Origin of the sequence: Streptomyces lasalocidi (genome assembly GCF_005280215.1) — a bacterium.
GTDB classification, from domain to species: Bacteria; Actinomycetota; Actinomycetes; order Streptomycetales; family Streptomycetaceae; genus Streptomyces; species Streptomyces longwoodensis.
Genome location: NZ_SZNQ01000001.1, coordinates 1,338,705 through 1,355,312, shown reverse-complemented (window position 1 = coordinate 1,355,312; position 16,608 = coordinate 1,338,705). Strand labels below are relative to the sequence as shown.

Below are 16,608 nucleotides of genomic sequence, written 5' to 3'. Positions count from 1 at the left end.
CGGGCGCCGGGCGCACCCGCGCCCGGCGGGTGAACGCGGGACGACCCGCGGGCAGGGCCGGCATGGACGCCGTCCGACCTGCCCGGGTGCGCAGCGCAACGCTCATGGGACGTTTGTCGTCCGGAAAGATCCACGTTGACGCGGGCACGTCCAGCACGGCGACAACACCCGTATGCGTGTCGTCATCGTGACCGAATCCTTTCCCCCCGACGTGAACGGCGTGGCCCACTGCGCGCTCCAGACCGCCCGGCACCTCGTGGATCGCGGTCACTCCCCGCTCGTCGTCGCGCCGGCCACCCCGGCCGGTCCCGGGCCGGACGCCCTCGCGCCCTGCCCCGTCGTCCGTGTCCCCTCCCTGCCGCTCCCGGGCTACCCCCAGGTCCGCGTCGCCCTCCCCAGCCGGCGCGTCACCGCGGCCATCGCCGAGCACCGGGCCGACCTGGTGCACCTGGCCAGCCCGTTCATCCTCGGCGTGCGCGGCATGGCCGCCGCCGCCCGGCTCGGCCTGCCCGCCGTCGCCGTCTACCAGACCGACCTCGGCGGGTACGCCCGCACCTACATGGGCGTCGGCGAGGCCGCGGCCTGGCGGCGGATCCGCTCCGTCCACGCCGCCGCCGACCTCACCCTCGCCCCGTCCAGCGCCGCCCTGCGCGACCTGGAGACGCACGGCGTCCCGCGCGTGAAGCTGTGGCCGCGCGGGGTCGACACCGTCCGCTTCCGCCCCGAGCACCGCGACGAGACCCTGCGCCGCGCCCTCGCCCCGAACGGCGAGCTCCTCGTCGGCTACGTCGGCCGCCTCGCCCCCGAGAAGCACGTCGAACTGCTCGCCGGGGTCTGCGGCCTGCCCGGCGTGAAGGTCGTGGTGGTCGGCGACGGGCCCAGTGAGCCCCACCTGACCGAGGCCCTGCCCGGCGCCGCCTTCCTCGGCCGGCGCACCGGCGACGAGCTCGCCCGGATCTTCGCCTCGCTGGACGTCTTCGCGCACACCGGCCCGTTCGAGACGTTCTGCCAGACCGTGCAGGAGGCCATGGCGAGCGGCGTGCCCGTCGTCGCCCCGGCGGCCGGCGGGCCGCTGGACCTGGTCGCCCACGGGCGCACCGGCCTGCTAGTCCCGCCCCGCGACGCGTCCGCCGTCCGGGACGCGGTCCGCACCCTGGCCGCCGACCCCGACCTGCGCGCCGCCTACGGCGCCGCCGCCCGGGACACCGTCGAGGGCCGCACCTGGGCCGCGATCGGCGACCGGCTCATCGAGCACTACGCCGACGTCCTCGGCGCGCGCCGACCGGTGGTGGCGGCATGAGGACCGAGGGACTGCGGATCGTCCGCCTCGCCAACTTCGTCGCCCCCGCCTCGGGCGGCCTGCGCACGGCCCTGCGCGAACTGGGCAAGGGCTTCCGGGCGGCCGGCCACGAGCCGGTACTCGTCGTGCCGGGCGACCGCCACGACGACCGCGACACCGAGCAGGGCCGGGTCATCACCCTGCCCGGACCGCTGCTGCCGGGCACCGGCGGCTACCGCGTGCTGACCGACCGGCGGCGCGTCGCCGCGCTCCTCGCGGAGCTCGCCCCGGACCGCCTGGAGGTCTCCGACCGCACGACCCTGCGCTGGACGGGCAAGTGGGCGCGGCGCGCCCGGGTCCCCGCCGTGATGGTCTCCCACGAGACCGCCGATGGCGTCCTGCGCACCTGGGGCGTCCCGGAGGCCGCCGCCCGGCGCGCCGCCGACGCGCTCAACGTCCGCACGGCGCACACCTACGCGCGCGTGGTGTGCACCACCGAGTTCGCCGAGCGGGAGTTCGTGCGCATCGGCGCCCGCAACGTGGTGCGGGCCCCGCTCGGCGTGGACCTCGTCGAGCGGCACCCCTCGCTGCGCGAGCCCGGCCTGCGGGCGCGGTACGCGCGTGCCGACCAGGTGCTGCTGGTGACCTGCACCCGGCTGTCCGTCGAGAAGCGGCCCGGCACCGCCCTCGACGCCCTGGAGGCGCTGCTGGCGCGCGGGACGCGGGCCGTGCTGGTGGTCGCCGGCGACGGGCCGCTGCGCCCGCGCCTGGAACAGCGGGCCCGGGAGCGGCGGCTGCCGGTCACCTTCCTCGGGCACCTCTCCGACCGGCGGGCCCTGGGCGCGCTCCAGGCGAGCGCCGACGTCTGCCTGGCCCCGGGTCCCGCGGAGACGTTCGGGCTCGCCGCGCTGGAGGCCATGGCGTGCGGCACGCCCGTCGTGGTCAGCGCCTCCTCCGCGCTGCCCGAGGTGATCGGCTCCGCGGGGGCCACCGCGGTCGACCGGGGCGAGGCCTTCGCGGACGCCGTCGAGGCCCTGCTGGACACCCCGGAACGGGCCCGCCGCGAGGCCGCACGCGCGCGGGCCGAGTGCTTCGGCTGGGACACCGCGGTCGCGGCGTTCCTGGCCGCGCACGACGCCGCCGTGCCGGACCGGCCCGCCCGCCCGATCGTGTCCGGGAGCCGGGGATGAGACCCGTCCGCTTCGTGGCGCTCGGGGACTCGCTGACGGAGGGGGTGGGCGACCCCACGGGCGACGGCTGGCGCGGCTGGGCCGCGCTGCTCGCCGACGGACTCGGCGCCGGGCCCGCGACGCCGGTGCGGTTCACCAACCTCGCCGTCAGCGGGGCCCAGACGCGCGACGTGCTGGAGCGGCAGCTCCCGGCCGCGCTCGGCCTGCGCCCCTAGGGGGTGTCTCGTCGATCAGGCCGGATCAGAGAGCGGCGTCTGGTGCCGTGCATCGCAAGGCGGAGGAGGGCGGCGATGCGGAGCATCGCCAACCGACGACAACGCGGCGAGGCGCGGTGCCAGACGCCGCGAGCCCGGCCTGATCGACGAGACACCCCCTAGGTCGCGGCCGTGGTGGTCGGCGTCAACGACACCCTGCGCCGCACCTTCGACATCCACGCAGTCGCCGCCCGGCTGGACCGCGTGTACGGCGCCCTCGCCGGGCAGGACGCGGTGCTGCTCACCGCCTGTCTGCCCGACCCGGGCGGCGTCCTGGGCCTGCCGGGCGCGCTGGCCCGCCCGCCGGCCCGGCGGCAGCAGGCGGTCAACGCCGTCGTGCACGCCCTGTCCGAGCGGTACGGCGCCGTCCACCTGCACGCTGCGGAGGGCGCCTGGGTCACCGACCGCGCCCTGTGGAGCGCGGACCGGCTGCACCCCGGTGAGCGCGGGCACCGGCACCTGGCCCTGCGCTTCCACGCCCTGCTGGCCGAGGCGGGCCTCGCGCGCGGCGCCGCGCCGTCGGCCGAGCCGGAGTTCCCGGTCCCGACCCGGGCGGCGAGCCTGCGGTGGCTGGCGACGGCGGGCACGGGCTGGGTGCTGCGCCGGTGCACCGACCTGCTGCCGAACCTGCTCACCCTGGCCGCCGACGAGGTGCGCCACCGGGCCCGCGGCACGAGCGCCCACCTCGACCTGCGGGCGAGCGCCGCGGTGTCGGCCGCGCTGGCGGCGGTGACGGTGCCGGAACGGGGGATGCGGCGGAGGGAGGCGGCGTAGGGAGGCCGCGTAGGGAGGCGGCATAGGGCAGTCGGGGTGGTGGCGCGGCGGCTCGGCGCTCGGCGGTCCGGCCACCGGCGACGATGCGGGCCGGCCGCTCAGCGGTGGCGTACGGCCACGAAGCGGAGCGGGGTGCCCGGGGCCGCCTGGGCCGCCGCGGGCAGGTCGGCGGCGCGGACCACGCCGATCACCGGGTAGCCGCCGGTCGTGGGGTGGTCGGCGAGGAACACCACGGGCCGGCCGTCCGGGGGCACCTGGACCGCGCCCAGGACCATGCCCTCGCTGGCCAGCTCACCGGTCAGGGCCCGTTCCAGCGCGGGGCCCTCGGTGCGCAGCCCGATGCGGTTGCTCGCGGAGGACACGCGGTACGCGCGCGTGGTGAAGTCGCGCACCGCCCGCCGCGTGAACCAGTCGTCGCGCGGACCGAGGGTGACGCGCAGGACGAGTTCGGCCGGGGGAGCAGGTTGGGGCGCGACGTCCACGCGCGCGGGGGACGGGACCCAGCACCCCAGCGGGAGCACCGCGCCGTCGGACAGCGGCGGGGGACCGAGCCCCGAGAGCAGGTCGGTGGAGCGGCTGCCGAGCACGCGCTCGACGGCGACGCCCCCGCCGACGGCGACGTAACTGCGCACCCCGGACGTCGCCGTGCCCACGTCCAGCAGCGCGCCGACGGGCACGCGGACGGGCGCGCCCCACGCCACCGGACGGCCATCGACGGTGACCGGGCAGGGCGCGCCGCCCACCGCGACGGTCACCTCGCACCGCGGGCGCAGCGCGCAGCCGGTGAGCGTGGTCTCCAGGACGGCCGCCCCGGAGTGGTTGCCCACCAGCCGGTTGACCAGCGCGGCGGCCGGTGCGTCCAGCGCGCCGGAGCGCGGCACGCCCAGGTGCGCGTGACCGGGCCGGCCCCGGTCCTGGACGGTGGTGAGGGCCCCCGCGCGGACGACGGCGAGCGCACGGTCGGTCATCCGCCCGCCCCCCGCTCCGCCGCGGCGCCCGCCGCCCGGTCGACGAACCGCACGCGCGTGCCCGGCGACAGCAGCGCCGCTGGTACGCGCGCGGCGTCCCACAGCACCGCGTCCGTGGTGCCGATCAGTTGCCAGCCGCCGGGGGAGGAGCGCGGGTACACGCCCGTGTAGGGCCCGGCGAGCGCCACCGCGCCGGCCGGCACGGCGGTGCGCGGAGTCGGGCGGCGCGGCACGTCGTAGCGCGGCGGCAGGCCGGTGAGGTAGCCGAAGCCGGGAGCGAAGCCGCAGAAGGCGACCCGGAACTCGTGACCGGCGTGGATCCGCGCCACCTCACGCTCCGCGACCCCCCAGTGCGCGGCGACCCCGGCCAGGTCCGGCCCGTCGTAGCGCACGGGGATCTCCACCACGTCGCCCTCCCGCGCGGGAGCGGGCGGTACGTCGGAGGCGAGCAGCTCGCGGGCGAGGCGTGCCGGGTCGGCGACGCCGTCGAGCAGGACCGTACGCGCGGCGGGGACGATCTCCCGGGCCGCCAGCAGGCCCTGGGCCCGGCGCCGCAGCAGCTCCGCGTGGAGGGCCTGGGCCTCGGTGCCGGAGGCCAGTTCCACGAGGAGCGCGTCGTCGCCCACGGGCAGCACCCTCATGCTCATGCGAACGCCCCGACCCGCACGCCCGATTCCTCCAGTCGCCGCCGCACCCGGCGCGCGAGGTCCACCGCGCCGGGCGTGTCGCCGTGCACGCACAGGGACCGCGCGCGTACCTCGACCGAGGCGCCCGAGCGGGCGGTGACCCGGCCGTGGCACGCCAGGCCGACCGACCGCTCCACCACGGCACCCGGGTCCTCCACGACGGCGCCCTCCTGCCCGCGCGGCACCAGCGTGCCCGCGTCGGTGTACGCGCGGTCCGCGAACGCCTCCGGGACGGCGCCCAGGCCCGCCTTCCCGGCCAGCTCCAGCAGCCGGGAGCCGGGCAGCCCCAGCACCGGCAGCGCCGGGCCGGCCAGGAGCACGCCCTCGACCACGGCGGCGGCCTGCTCCTCGTCGCGCACCACTCGGTTGTACAGCGCGCCGTGCGGCTTGACGTACGCCACGCGCGCGCCGGCCGCGCGGGCGAACACCTCCAGGGCGCCGATCTGGTACGCCACCTCGGCCGCCAGCTCGGCGGACGGCACGTCCATGGCGCGCCGCCCGAACCCGGCCAGGTCCCGGTAGGAGACCTGCGCGCCGATCGTCACGCCCCGCTCGGCGGCCAGCGCGCACACCCGGCGCATGGTGGCGGCGTCCCCTGCGTGGAAGCCGCACGCCACGTTGGCACTGGTGACGACGGACAGCAGCCCCTCGTCGTCGGTGAGCCGCCAGCGGCCGAAGCCCTCACCGAGGTCGGCGTTCAGATCGATCGCGCTCATGGGGTCATCGTGTCTCCTGCTCAGGCGACGCGGTACTGCTCGTCGCGGGCGTCGGTGAGGAACATCTGTCCCGGCGCGTGCGTGAGGGCGAACGGCGGACGGGAGGCCATGACCGCCGCCTGCGGGGTCACACCGCAGGCCCAGAACACCGGGATGTCGTCCGGCTCGGCGTCCACCGGGTCGCCGAAGTCGGGCCGGCCGAGGTCCTCGATGCCCAGCGCCGACGGGTCGCCGCAGTGCACGGGGCCGCCGTGCACCGCCGGGAGCAGACTGCTCTCCCGGATCGCCGCATCCAGGTGCCGCGGCGGCACCGGACGCATCGAGACCACCATCGGGCCGTGCAGCCGCCCCGCCGACCGGCACTGACGGTCCGTCACGTACATCGGCACGTTGCGGCCCTGCTCGACGTGCCGGATCGGCACGCCGGCCCGGTCCAGCGCCCACTCGAAGGTGAAGCTGCACCCGAGCAGGAACGTCACCAGGTCGTCCCGCCAGTACCCGCGCACGTCCGTCGGCTCGTCCACCAGCCGGCCGTCCTGCCACACCCGGTAGCGCGGCAGGTCGGTGCGCAGGTCGGCGTCGTCGGCCAGCACCGTCGACCAGGAACCGGCGTCGGTGACGTCGAGGACCGGGCAGGGCTTGGGGTTGCGCTGGCAGAACAGCAGCATGTCGTACGCCCAGTCCTGGGGCACCGAGATCAGGTTGGCCTGGGTGCGGCCCGCCGCCACCCCGGCCGTGGGGCCGGTCAGGCCCTCCCGGAAGCGGGCCCGGGCGGCCTGCGGGCTCCACGCGTGCGCGTGCTCGTCGACGAGGGTCACCGGGCGGTCGTCCGTGCGGTTCACACCAGCTCCTTCCCGCGCGTCTCGGGCAGGCCGAGCAGCGCCAGTGCGGCGATCGCGTAGCCGATCGCGCCGAAGACCAGCGCGCCGCCCACGCCCCAGCCGTCGGCCAGGAAACCGACGGTGGTGGGGAAGACGGCGCCGACGGCGCGCCCGGTGTTGTAGGTGAAGCCCTGACCGGTGCCGCGCACGGCGGTCGGGTACAGCTCGCTCAGGTACGACCCGAACCCGCTGAAGATCGCCGACATGCAGAACCCGAGCGGGAAACCGAGCACGAGCAGCAGCGAGTCGGCGCCGCCCGGGATGTTCGCGTACGCCAGGATGCACACCGCCGACAGCAGCGCGAACAGCCAGATGTTGCGGCGCCGGCCCAGCCGGTCGGTGAGGTAGCCGCCGGTCAGGTAGCCGAGGAAGGCGCCCGAGATCAGGAACGTGAGGTAGCCGCCGGTGCCCACCACGGACAGGCCGCGCTCGGACTTCAGGTACGTCGGCACCCAGGTCGCGAGCGTGTAGTAGCCGCCCTGGACGCCGGTGGAGAGCAGCCCCGCGAACACGGTGGTGCGCAGCAGCGGGCCGCGGAAGATCGCCGTGAACGAGCCCTTCTCCGCGCTCCGTTCCCGCGCGGCGGTGGCCTCCGGCGCGTCCTCGACGCGCCGCCTGACCCACACGACGAGCAGCGCGGGCAGCGCGCCCGTCCAGAACATCACCCGCCAGGCGAGGTCGTCGCCGCAGAACGAGAAGACCAGCGTGTACACGATCGCCGCGAGCCCCCAGCCGACGGCCCAGGAGCTCTGGACCGCGCCGAGGGTACGGCCGCGGTGGCGCGCGCTCGCGTACTCGGCGACCAGGATCGCGCCGACCGCCCACTCGCCGCCGAAGCCGAGGCCCTGGAGGGCGCGGAAGACCAGGAGGGTCTCGTAGGTGGGGGCGAAACCGCAGGCGACGGTGAAGACGGCATAGGTCACCACCGTGATCATCAGGGCCCGCACCCGGCCGATCCGGTCGGCCACCACACCGGCGAGGGCGCCGCCGATCGCCGAGACGACGAGGGTCACCGTGGTGAGCAGGCCGGTCCGACCGCTGTCGAGGCCGAAGTGGGCCGCCAGGGCGACCATGCTCAACGGCAGGGTGAAGTAGTCGTACGAGTCCAGCGCATAGCCGCCGAACGCGCCGGCGAAGGCGCGCCGGCCGCGCGGACCGAGGGCGCGCAGCCAGCCGAACGCGCCTGACGCGTCGGCGTGTTCGGCAGCCGGTGGGTGTGGGGTCACGGTCGGGGACGGAGGGGTCGTGCTCATGGAAGCACCTCGCAGAGGGATGACGGAGGGTGCGGGGGTGAGCCGGGCCGTGCTGCGGCGCCGTGGCCTTCCGGCCTTCCGTGGGGACGGGGGCGCCGTGGGCAGCAACGTAGAGGATCGTTGAACGATCCTTCAATACCCCCGTTGTTTCGTTCCTCGGTCTGCGATTGAATTCCGGGCATGGCAGAGCAGCTGGCGGGACTGGCGGACGACCGAGCCCTCCTGGGGCGCACGAGCACGGCCGAGCGCGTCGCCGACATCCTCAGGAGCCGCATCGCCGAGGGCTACTTCCCGCCGGGCACCCGCCTGTCGGAGGACAGCATCGGCGGTGCGCTCGGGGTGTCCCGCAACACCCTGCGCGAGGCGTTCCGGCTGCTCACCCACGAGCGCCTGCTGATCCACGAGCTGAACCGGGGCGTGTTCGTGCGCGTCCTGACCGTGGAGGACGTCGAGGACATCTACCGCACGCGCGCGTTGGTCGAGTGCGCGGTGGTCCGGGGGCTCGGGGAACCGCCGTACGCGCTCGACGGCCTCGCCGGAGCGGTCGCCGAGGGCCAGCGGGCGGTGCGCGAAGGTGACTGGAAATCGCTGGGTACCGCGAACATCCACTTCCACCGGGAACTGGTCGCGCTGGCGGGCAGCGAACGCACCGACGAGCTGATGCGCAGCGTCTTCGCCGAACTGCGCCTGGCCTTCCACGTGGTGGACGACCCGCGCCGGCTGCACGAGCCGTACCTGGCCCGCAACCAGCAGATCCTCCAGGCCCTCCAGGCCGGCGAGGAGGACCGGGCCGAGGAACTGCTCGCCGTGTACCTCGCCGACTCGCTGGAGCGGGTGGTCGAGGTGTACCGGCGCCGGGTGGGGGAGGAGGGGGCGGGGGCGGGCTGAGCGGGCTGAGCGGGCTGAGTGGGGAGCGGGGCGGGACCGGGCCGGTCGGGCGGAGGTCGGGACGGGGCCGGGGCTGACGGGGGAGCGGGCGGGACCGGGCTGACCGGGGAACGGGGCGGGTCAGGGCCGGGCGGGCGGAGGTCGGGGCGGGGCCGGGGCGACCGGGGCGCGGGGCGGAGTGGGGCCGGAGCGGCCGGGGCGCGGGGCGGAGTGGGCTGAGCGGACGCGAGGTGGGGGCCGGTCCGGCCGCCGGAGGCCTCTCGCGCCGCCGTGACGGCCGTGGCATCTGCGTCGTTTGGGTCGATGTCAGACCGAGGACCTAGTCTGTGCACCGTGACTTCGCCTGCATCGACGGACCGTGTTCCGCCCCAGCTCAGCGCGGGGCCGCGTCCCGCGCCGGGGCCGGCCGCCGACGAGGGACTGGCGCGGCGCCTGCGCGCGCTCGCCTGCACCGCGCCGATCCACGACCTCGACGCGCGCAAGGCCAACCTCGCCGGCGAGTACTCGGTCTACGGCATGGCGGAGATCGCCCTCGCCGCGATCGACCTCGTCACGCTCACCATGGACTTCGACACCGGCGCCGACCACGACGAGATCGTGGCCCGCCTCGTCCCGCGCATCGCCGCCCAGGCCCCGCAGCGGCCCGGCGCCGAGCACGAGCGCGTGGCCCGCTGGGTCCTGGAGAACCTGATCAACGTCGGCAGCGTCGACCGCGGCTTCCGCGCCGTGTACGGCACCTTCGCGTCCGACGGCACCTATGTGCGCCGGGACTACGACTTCAAGCTGGTCGAGGAGGTCCCGGGCTACGGCGGCGCGGTCTACCTCCGCACCACCGACGAGGCCGTCAACGTCCTGGTGGGCGCCCTCGACACCGACGTCACCAGCGCCCAGATCGCCGCCGAGGTCAAGCTCGAGGTGCTCATCCGGCGCGGCCGCCTCGCCGACGCCCAGCTGGCCGCCGAGCAGGCCCGCTACCGCACCGTGCAGTACTCGGAGACCCTGCGCAGGGCCCTGGAGGCCACCCGGCGCAACGTCCGCGCGGTGGACTGGCTCAACGCCGTGCCCGACATGATCGCCGAGGCGCTCGACCACGTCGCCGACCGCTACCGCCACGAGAACGCGATCCTCACCAACATCCGCAAGGCTCGCGACGAGTCCGAGGACCCGGAGAACAAGCGCCGCGCCGCCGAGCTCGTCGACATCGTCAAGGACTGCATCCGCCGCCACACCCAGCTGCAGTCCCGCCTGCTGGAGGCCGGCCCCCTCTTCCGCGCGGAGCAGGACCGGCAGGCGTTCGCCACCCCCCTGACGACGTCCGGGCTGGACCTCTACGGCCAGCTCGTCGCGCCCGTGCTGCCGTTGCCGCTGGAGCAGGCGATCCGGGTCACGGACGCGTTCTTCGCCCGTGGGACGGGACTGCGCACCCCCGTGTCCGTGCGGGTGACCGACCTGGTCGACATCCTGCTCACCCCGCCGGTGGAGCGGGAGCACCTGGGCGCGGAGATGCCGGAGCCCGACCTCATCGCCACGCCGGACGACAGCCGGTTCAGCGAGGAGCAGCTGGCCGCCGCCATGGAACTGCTCGACCTCCCGGCGGACGCTCCGCGCAGGCTCTCCGGGCTGCTCGCCGAGGCCCGTCGCAAGGACCGCGAGCTGCCCTACCTGGTCGCGCTGCTCGCCGTGCACGCCGCGAGCCCGCCCGTCGGCACGGCGTACCGGCAGGGCGAGCAGAAGCTGCTGTTCGCCGTGGACGACGGCACCGAGCTGGACGACGAGGAGTTCGGCGGCGCGGACCTGATCGTGGGGACCGCCCTGCTGGACGCGGCCGGCATGGCGGCGGACCGGACGGAGGCGGCGTGATGCCCGACGTCCACCGCGCCACCCGGGCCACCGCCCGGTACGGCACGGCGAACAGCAGCGTCTGCTCGCCCCGCCGGACGCGCACCCGCACCCCCGCCGGGGGCGCCCGCACGCGTGACACAGCCCGCACCCCCGACGGAGTCGTCCGTCGCCCTCGTCCCCTGAGCAAGGAGTTGCCGTCGTGACCGAGCACGTCGAGTGGAGCGACGCGGAGGTCCCCGCCCCGGCGGCCGGTGCCGCCGTCACCCCCGCCGACGCCGCCGACGCGGCGCGGCTCGTCGCCTTCGGGCTCCAGCCCAAGCTGCAGCCCGCCCGCGACCAGGAGTACGCCGACCTGCTGCGGCGCTACCGCGAGGACCCGCCCTTCGCCCGGCTCGCCGACGCCGTCGCCGCCGGGCTCGGCCTGATCGTGCTGGAGGTCTCCGCGCGCGCGGGGATGGCCGTGACCGCGGCCGAGGACTCGGTGTTCGCCGTGCGCATGGGCGACTACGCGCGCCGCACGGCCGCCGACTCCGGCGACCGCTTCCTGCACGGCCTCGCCCACCTCGCGGTCGCCGCGATGGCCTTCCCCCGCCCCGAGGACCTCGCCGACGACGGGTACATCGGGCGGGTCACCGTCAACGGCGTCGACGCGTTCGTGCGCCAGGCGTGCCGCCGCCTGGAGGAGCGCGCCGAGGAGCAGGGCGAGAACACCGACCCGGCCACCGACGCGCCCGGCCTGGAGGCCGCCTGGCGGATCTGGGCCCGCCGCAGCGCCGCCGGTGCCACCAAGGACGCCCGCCGCCTCGCCGGGTCCACCACCGGCATCGTCGGCAAGGCCGTCGCGTTCCTCACCGACTCCGGTTTCCTCCAGCGCACCGGCGACGACAACGGCGGCACGTACCGCACCACGGCCCGCTACCAGCTCCAGGTGCGCGACCTGGCCGGCAGCGCCGCCATGGCCGAGCTGCTGGAGCTGGGCGTCGTCCCGGTCACCGACGGCACACCGTCGCTGCTGCCCCCCGAGGAATCCGACGACCTGCACCTGGTGGCCGACGCCGGACTGCCGTTCCACGCCCCCACCTCCTGATCCCCCGACCACGTCCTTCCCGACCCCGCCCACCGACCCTCCCGAAACGCCAGAAGACTGACGAGAGTCCGCCATGTACGAGCTGTCCCGGGTCCGCCTCTACTCCATCGGGCCGGCCGGTGCGCGCTACGCCGACACCGTGCTCGACCTGCGCGGGGTGGGTGACGTCGTGCCCGACCCCGCCCCCGCGCAGGCGGAGTTCTTCGAGGAGGAGCCGGTCGGCCCGCCGCGCCGTCCCGCGCCCGCCGGCGTGCTCTTCCTGGAGAACGGCGGCGGCAAGTCCGTCCTGCTGAAGCTGATCTTCTCGGTGATGCTGCCGGGCCACCGCAACACCCTCGGCGGCGCCAGCTCCGGCGTGCTGCGCAAGTTCCTGCTCGCCGACGACTGCGGCCACGTGGCCCTGGAATGGCAGCACGTGCAGACCGGCGAGTGCGTCGTCGTCGGCAAGGTCAGCGAGTGGCGCGGCCGCCAGGTGTCCAACGACCCGCGCAAGTTCGCCGAGGCCTGGTACTCCTTCCGCCCCGGGCCCGGACTCGCCCTGGACAACCTCCCCGTCGCCGAGGCCACCGCCGTACGGCCGCCCGTCGAGGGCCAGTCCGGCGCACAGGGCCGCCGGCGCACCATGAAGGGCTTCCGCGACGCCCTCACCGAGGCGGGCAAGGCGTACCCGCACCTGGAGGTGCACTGGGAGGAGATCCACGAGCGCTGGACCGAACACCTCGGCGACCTCGGCCTGGACCCCGAACTCTTCCGCTACCAGCGCGAGATGAACGCCGACGAGGGCGAGGCGGCCGGCCTGTTCGCGGTGAAGAAGGACTCCGACTTCACCGACCTGCTGCTGCGCGCCGTCACCGACACCCGCGACACCGATGGCCTCGCCGACCTCGTCAGCGGCTTCGGCAACAAGCTCGGTCGGCGCGCCGAACTGATCGCCGAGCGGGACTTCACGGCCGGCTCCGTCGACCTGCTCGGCCGGATCGTCGAGGCCGCCGACACCCGCGCGCGGGCCCGGGAGATCCACACGGCCGCCGAGCGCCGCACGCGCACGCTGGCACGACGGCTCTCCGCGCGCGCCGCGCAGGAGCGCGCCCGTGCCGCCGACCTCGCCCAGCGGGTCACCGGTGCCGCCCACGCCGTCACGCACGCCGAGGCCGCCCGCGGGCGCAGCGCGCTCGTCGCCGCCGAACTGGCCTATCGGCACGCCTCGTTGGCGCTCGCCGGGGCCGAGAAGTCCGCCGCCGCGCAGAAGCGTGAACTCGCCGACGCCCGCACCCTGCACGCCGCCTGGCAGGCCGCCGAGGCCGTGCTGCGCCACCGCGCCTCGGCCGACCGCGCCGCGCGCGTGTCCGTGGCGATCCAGGAGGCCGAGCGGGACGCGGCCCCCGCGCTCGCCGCCCGCGCCAAGGCCGCCGTCGACCTCGTCCGGGCCCTGCACGCGGCTGCCGACCGGGCCGAGCACCTCGCCAACGAGGAGGAGGAGCGATCGGCCTCCCTCCAGGACGTCGGCGAGGCGGCCCACCGTGACGCCACCGCCGCCGCCACCGAGGCGCAGCGCGCCCGCAGCGAGGCCGGGCACCTGCGCCAGCGGCTCGCCGAGGTCGAGCAGGAGACTGCCGAGGCCGTCCGGGCCGGCTGGCTCGACGACAGCGCCCCCGACGCCGACCCCGCCCGGGCGGCCCTCGCCGCCAGCGACGCCGAGAAGACGGCCGTCGCCGCCTGGGACACCGCCCGGGAGGCCTCCCGCCGGGCGAGCGAGCACGCGCGCGAGGCCGCCTCCGCCGAGTCCCGCGCCGAACTGACCGCGGCCCGCGCGGCCGACGCGGCGACGGCGGCGCAGCGGTCGTACGACGGGGAGCGCCGCCTCGCCGAGGCGCTGGCCGGCGAGGACCGGCTGGCGGAGCTGCTGGGGCTCACCGACGGCCGCACCAGCATCCCGCGCCCGCGCCACGAGAGCGCGGCCCCGGAGGACGGTGGGAGCCCGGAGGACGGCGCCCTCGCGGCCGAGGACCTCGACCGCTGCGCCGACGAGCTGCGCCAGTTGCTGGACGACGCCGTCGCGTCCGCCGAGCGCCAGCTGTTCGACCTGCGGACGGCGGCCGCCGACGACGCCCGCATCCTCGGCGCCCTCGGCGACGGCGGCCTGCTGCCGCCCGGTCCGGACGTCCTGGCCACCGTCGAGTTCCTCGGCGAGCACGGCATCCCCGCGCTGCCCGGCTGGCGCTACCTCGCCCAGGCCGTCGACCCGGCGGACCATGCGCGGGTGCTGGCCGCGCGCCCCGAGCTGGTCGACGGTGTGATCATCACCGACCCCGACTCGCACGCACGAGCGCGGGAGGCGCTGGGCGACGCCGCCCTGCTGCCGCGCTCCGCGGTCGCCGTCGGCACGGCCGCCGCTTTGCTCGCCCCGACCCCGGCCGAGGACTCCCTCGGCGGAGAGGTGTTCCTCGTCCCGCCGAACCCGGCCATGCACGACGAACACGCCGCCGACGAGGAACGGCAGGCCCTGCGCGCCCGCGCCACCGAGCGCGACGAGGAGATTCGCCGCCTCGCCGCCCGGCTCGGCAAGGACCGGGAACTGTCCGCGCGGCTCACCTCGTGGCGCACCGGCTGCCCGGCCGGCCGGCTCGCCGAACTCGCCCGTGCCGCCGAGGAGGCCCGGGCCTTCACCGAGGAGGCCGAGGCCGAGCTCACCGAGGCACGGACCGTGCGCGCCGAGACCGAGGAGGCAGCCGCCGAGGCCTCCAGGGTGCGGGACGAGAAGCAGGAGGCCGCCCAGAAGGCCCGGCGCGCCGCCGACGCCCTCGCCGGCCTCGCCTTCCGGCTGCGCGAGCGGGCGGGCTGGCAGGCCAGGCTCCGTGAACTCGCCGACGAGGCCACCGGGTCCGAGGCCCGCGCCCAGGTCTGTCTCGAGCGGGCCCGCGCCGCCGACGAGGACCGGCGTGCCGCCCAGCGCGCCGCCGACGACGCCCGCCGCACCGCGCGTGCCCTGCGCGCCGAGCGCGCCGAGGTCGCCGGTGCCCCCGACGACGTACCCCAGGGCGAGGGCGACGAGGCGCCCGACGCGTCCCTGCCCGCCCTGCGCGAGGCCTACCGGGCTGCCTCCCAGCTGTACGAGAAGGTCGGTGTCGGCGCCGACCTGCGCGCCGAGCAGGCCCGCGCGGAGAGCGACGAGAGCGCGGCCCGGGCCGAACTGGACCGGCTGAGCAACAAGGTGCGCACCCGCGCCGAGCAGCTCCTCCAGTCGCCCGACGGCTCCGACGGACCGTCCCGGCAGGCCGCCGCCGCCCGCGCGGAGGAACTGGTGCAGCTCCTGGAGACGCGCGTGTCCAGCGCGAGCGAGCAACTGGGGCGGCTGCGCGGCGAGGCCGAACGGCACGCGCCCGAGGACGGCGAGGCGCACACCGAGCTGTCCGAGGAGCTCCAGCCGCGCGACGCCGAGCACGCCCAGGCCCTGCTGCGCACCGCGACCGCCGAAGTCGCCTCCCGCACCGAGGCGCTGGGCCAGGCCCGCGAGGCGCACGCCGAACTCCTCGACGCCCACCGCGCCGCCGAGGACGCGGCCGGCGGCTTCGACGAGATCGCCGCCATGCTCCGCGACCTGCTGCGCGAACACACCACCGACGAGGAGCAGGAGGAGCCGGAGCCGTACCCCGGCAGCCTGGAGGACGCCCGGCAGTCGGCCGCCGAGACCCGCCGCTCGCTGCGCGGCTGCGCCGCCGACCTGTCCGCGGCCGAGGCCGCCGTGCGCGAGGCGAGCGACGTGCTGGTCCGGCACGCCAACTCCACGCGCTACGAGCAGGTCCGCACCCCCGCACGCCAGCAGATCCGTGAGCTGCCCGCCTCCGCGCTGCCCGAGCACGCGCAGAAGTGGGCCGACGCGTTCGCGCCCCGGCTGCGGGTGCTGACCGACGAGCTGGCGCAACTGGAGCGCAACCGCGACTCGATCGTGGACCGGCTGCGCGGGCTGGTGGAGTCCGCCCTTGCCACCCTGCGGTCCGCGCAGCGGCTCTCCCGGCTGCCCGAGGGGCTCGGCGAGTGGTCCGGACAGGAGTTCTTGCGCATCCGCTTCGAGGAGCCCGACCAGGCCACGCTGACCGAGCGGCTGGGAGAGGTCGTCGACGAGGCCACTCGCGCGGCCGTGAAGAAGAACTCCGACCTGCGGCGCGACGGCATGTCCCTGCTGCTGCGCGGAGTGGCGGCGGCCCTGCAGCCCAAGGGGGTGGCCGTCGAGATCCTCAAGCCGGACGCGGTGCTGCGCGCCGAGCGGGTGCCGGTGGGTCAGATGGGCGACGTGTTCTCCGGCGGCCAGCTGCTGACGGCCGCCATCGCCCTGTACTGCACGATGGCCGCCCTGCGCTCCAACGACCGGGGCCACGACCGCCAGCGGCACGCGGGCACGCTGTTCCTCGACAATCCGATCGGCCGGGCCAACGCCACGTACCTGCTGGAACTCCAGCGTGCGGTGTCCGACGCCCTCGGTGTCCAGCTCCTCTACACCACGGGCCTGTTCGACACCACGGCCCTGGCGGAGTTCCCGCTGGTCATCCGGCTGCGCAACGACGCCGACCTACGGGCGGGCCTGAAGTACATCCGGGTGGAGGAGCATCTGCGGCCGGGCCTGCCGCAGCAGGCCCCCACCGGGGAGACGGTGCACAGCGAGATTACGGCGACGCGGATGTTCAAGCGGCCGGCGCCCACCGGGTCGTAGACCCCGGGCCGGGACCGGCGGCCGTGGCCGCTGCGCGTCCGGTGCGGGTCCGGTGCGGGGCACGTCCGTCAGGAAGTGCCCC

12 protein-coding genes and 2 pseudogenes are annotated in these 16,608 nt (G+C 76.2%); 9 read left to right on the top strand and 5 right to left on the bottom strand.

What is annotated here, in order from left to right; translation table 11 throughout:
• The first annotated feature begins 172 nt into the window (after positions 1–172).
• From E4U91_RS05935 to E4U91_RS38885, 4 genes and pseudogenes are all read left to right on the top strand, one after another.
• A complete protein-coding gene (locus tag E4U91_RS05935; RefSeq protein WP_137305837.1) occupies positions 173–1,300 on the top strand; it encodes a glycosyltransferase family 4 protein in 1,128 nt (375 codons plus the stop codon).
• Positions 1,297–2,469 carry a glycosyltransferase gene (locus E4U91_RS05930; RefSeq protein ID WP_137305835.1) on the top strand — a complete coding sequence of 391 codons (1,173 nt, stop codon included), beginning with the start codon at positions 1,297–1,299 and terminating at the stop codon, positions 2,467–2,469. Before E4U91_RS05935 ends, E4U91_RS05930 begins: the two co-directional genes overlap by 4 nt.
• Positions 2,466–2,678 (top strand): annotated as a pseudogene (locus E4U91_RS38890) (GDSL-type esterase/lipase family protein); the annotation flags it as partial. The gene E4U91_RS05930 and the pseudogene E4U91_RS38890, both read left to right, overlap by 4 nt.
• A gap of 162 nt (positions 2,679–2,840) precedes the next feature.
• Positions 2,841–3,497: pseudogene (locus E4U91_RS38885) on the top strand (GDSL-type esterase/lipase family protein); the annotation flags it as partial.
• 98 nt (positions 3,498–3,595) lie between these two features.
• On the opposite strand, the gene E4U91_RS05920 reads toward E4U91_RS38885, so the two are convergent.
• From E4U91_RS05920 to E4U91_RS05900, 5 genes are read right to left on the bottom strand one after another with little or no spacing between them, the layout of a single operon-like run.
• Positions 3,596–4,465 (bottom strand): 5-oxoprolinase subunit C family protein, encoded by an 870-nt coding sequence (locus tag E4U91_RS05920; RefSeq protein ID WP_137305833.1) that lies wholly within the window; start codon positions 4,463–4,465, stop codon positions 3,596–3,598.
• On the bottom strand, positions 4,462–5,106 hold the full coding sequence (locus E4U91_RS05915) for a 5-oxoprolinase subunit B family protein (RefSeq protein WP_137310688.1): 645 nt from the start codon (positions 5,104–5,106) through the stop codon (positions 4,462–4,464). The genes E4U91_RS05920 and E4U91_RS05915 overlap by 4 nt, the downstream gene beginning before the upstream one ends.
• Positions 5,107–5,108: 2 nt before the next feature.
• Positions 5,109–5,867 (bottom strand): LamB/YcsF family protein, encoded by a 759-nt coding sequence (locus E4U91_RS05910; protein WP_137305831.1) that lies wholly within the window; start codon positions 5,865–5,867, stop codon positions 5,109–5,111.
• A 20-nt stretch (positions 5,868–5,887) separates the two neighbouring features.
• Positions 5,888–6,709 (bottom strand): putative hydro-lyase, encoded by an 822-nt coding sequence (locus tag E4U91_RS05905; RefSeq protein ID WP_137305829.1) that lies wholly within the window; start codon positions 6,707–6,709, stop codon positions 5,888–5,890.
• Complete coding sequence (locus E4U91_RS05900; protein ID WP_137305827.1) at positions 6,706–8,001, bottom strand: MFS transporter; 1,296 nt, start codon at positions 7,999–8,001, stop codon at positions 6,706–6,708. The genes E4U91_RS05905 and E4U91_RS05900 overlap by 4 nt, the downstream gene beginning before the upstream one ends.
• A 180-nt stretch (positions 8,002–8,181) precedes the next feature.
• Between E4U91_RS05900 and E4U91_RS05895 the strand changes: the two genes are divergently transcribed.
• From E4U91_RS05895 to E4U91_RS05875, 5 genes are all read left to right on the top strand, one after another.
• On the top strand, positions 8,182–8,889 hold the full coding sequence (locus E4U91_RS05895; RefSeq protein WP_137305825.1) for a GntR family transcriptional regulator: 708 nt from the start codon (positions 8,182–8,184) through the stop codon (positions 8,887–8,889).
• A gap of 333 nt (positions 8,890–9,222) precedes the next feature.
• On the top strand, positions 9,223–10,749 hold the full coding sequence (locus E4U91_RS05890; RefSeq protein WP_137305823.1) for a hypothetical protein: 1,527 nt from the start codon (positions 9,223–9,225) through the stop codon (positions 10,747–10,749).
• Complete coding sequence (locus E4U91_RS05885; protein ID WP_137305821.1) at positions 10,749–10,934, top strand: hypothetical protein; 186 nt, start codon at positions 10,749–10,751, stop codon at positions 10,932–10,934. The genes E4U91_RS05890 and E4U91_RS05885 overlap by 1 nt, the downstream gene beginning before the upstream one ends.
• Positions 10,931–11,818, top strand: a complete 888-nt coding sequence (locus E4U91_RS05880) for a hypothetical protein (RefSeq protein ID WP_137305819.1) — start codon at positions 10,931–10,933, stop codon at positions 11,816–11,818. The genes E4U91_RS05885 and E4U91_RS05880 overlap by 4 nt, the downstream gene beginning before the upstream one ends.
• 73 nt (positions 11,819–11,891) lie before the next feature.
• A complete protein-coding gene (locus E4U91_RS05875) occupies positions 11,892–16,526 on the top strand; it encodes a coiled-coil domain-containing protein (RefSeq protein ID WP_137305817.1) in 4,635 nt (1,544 codons plus the stop codon).
• Positions 16,527–16,608 lie beyond the last annotated feature (82 nt).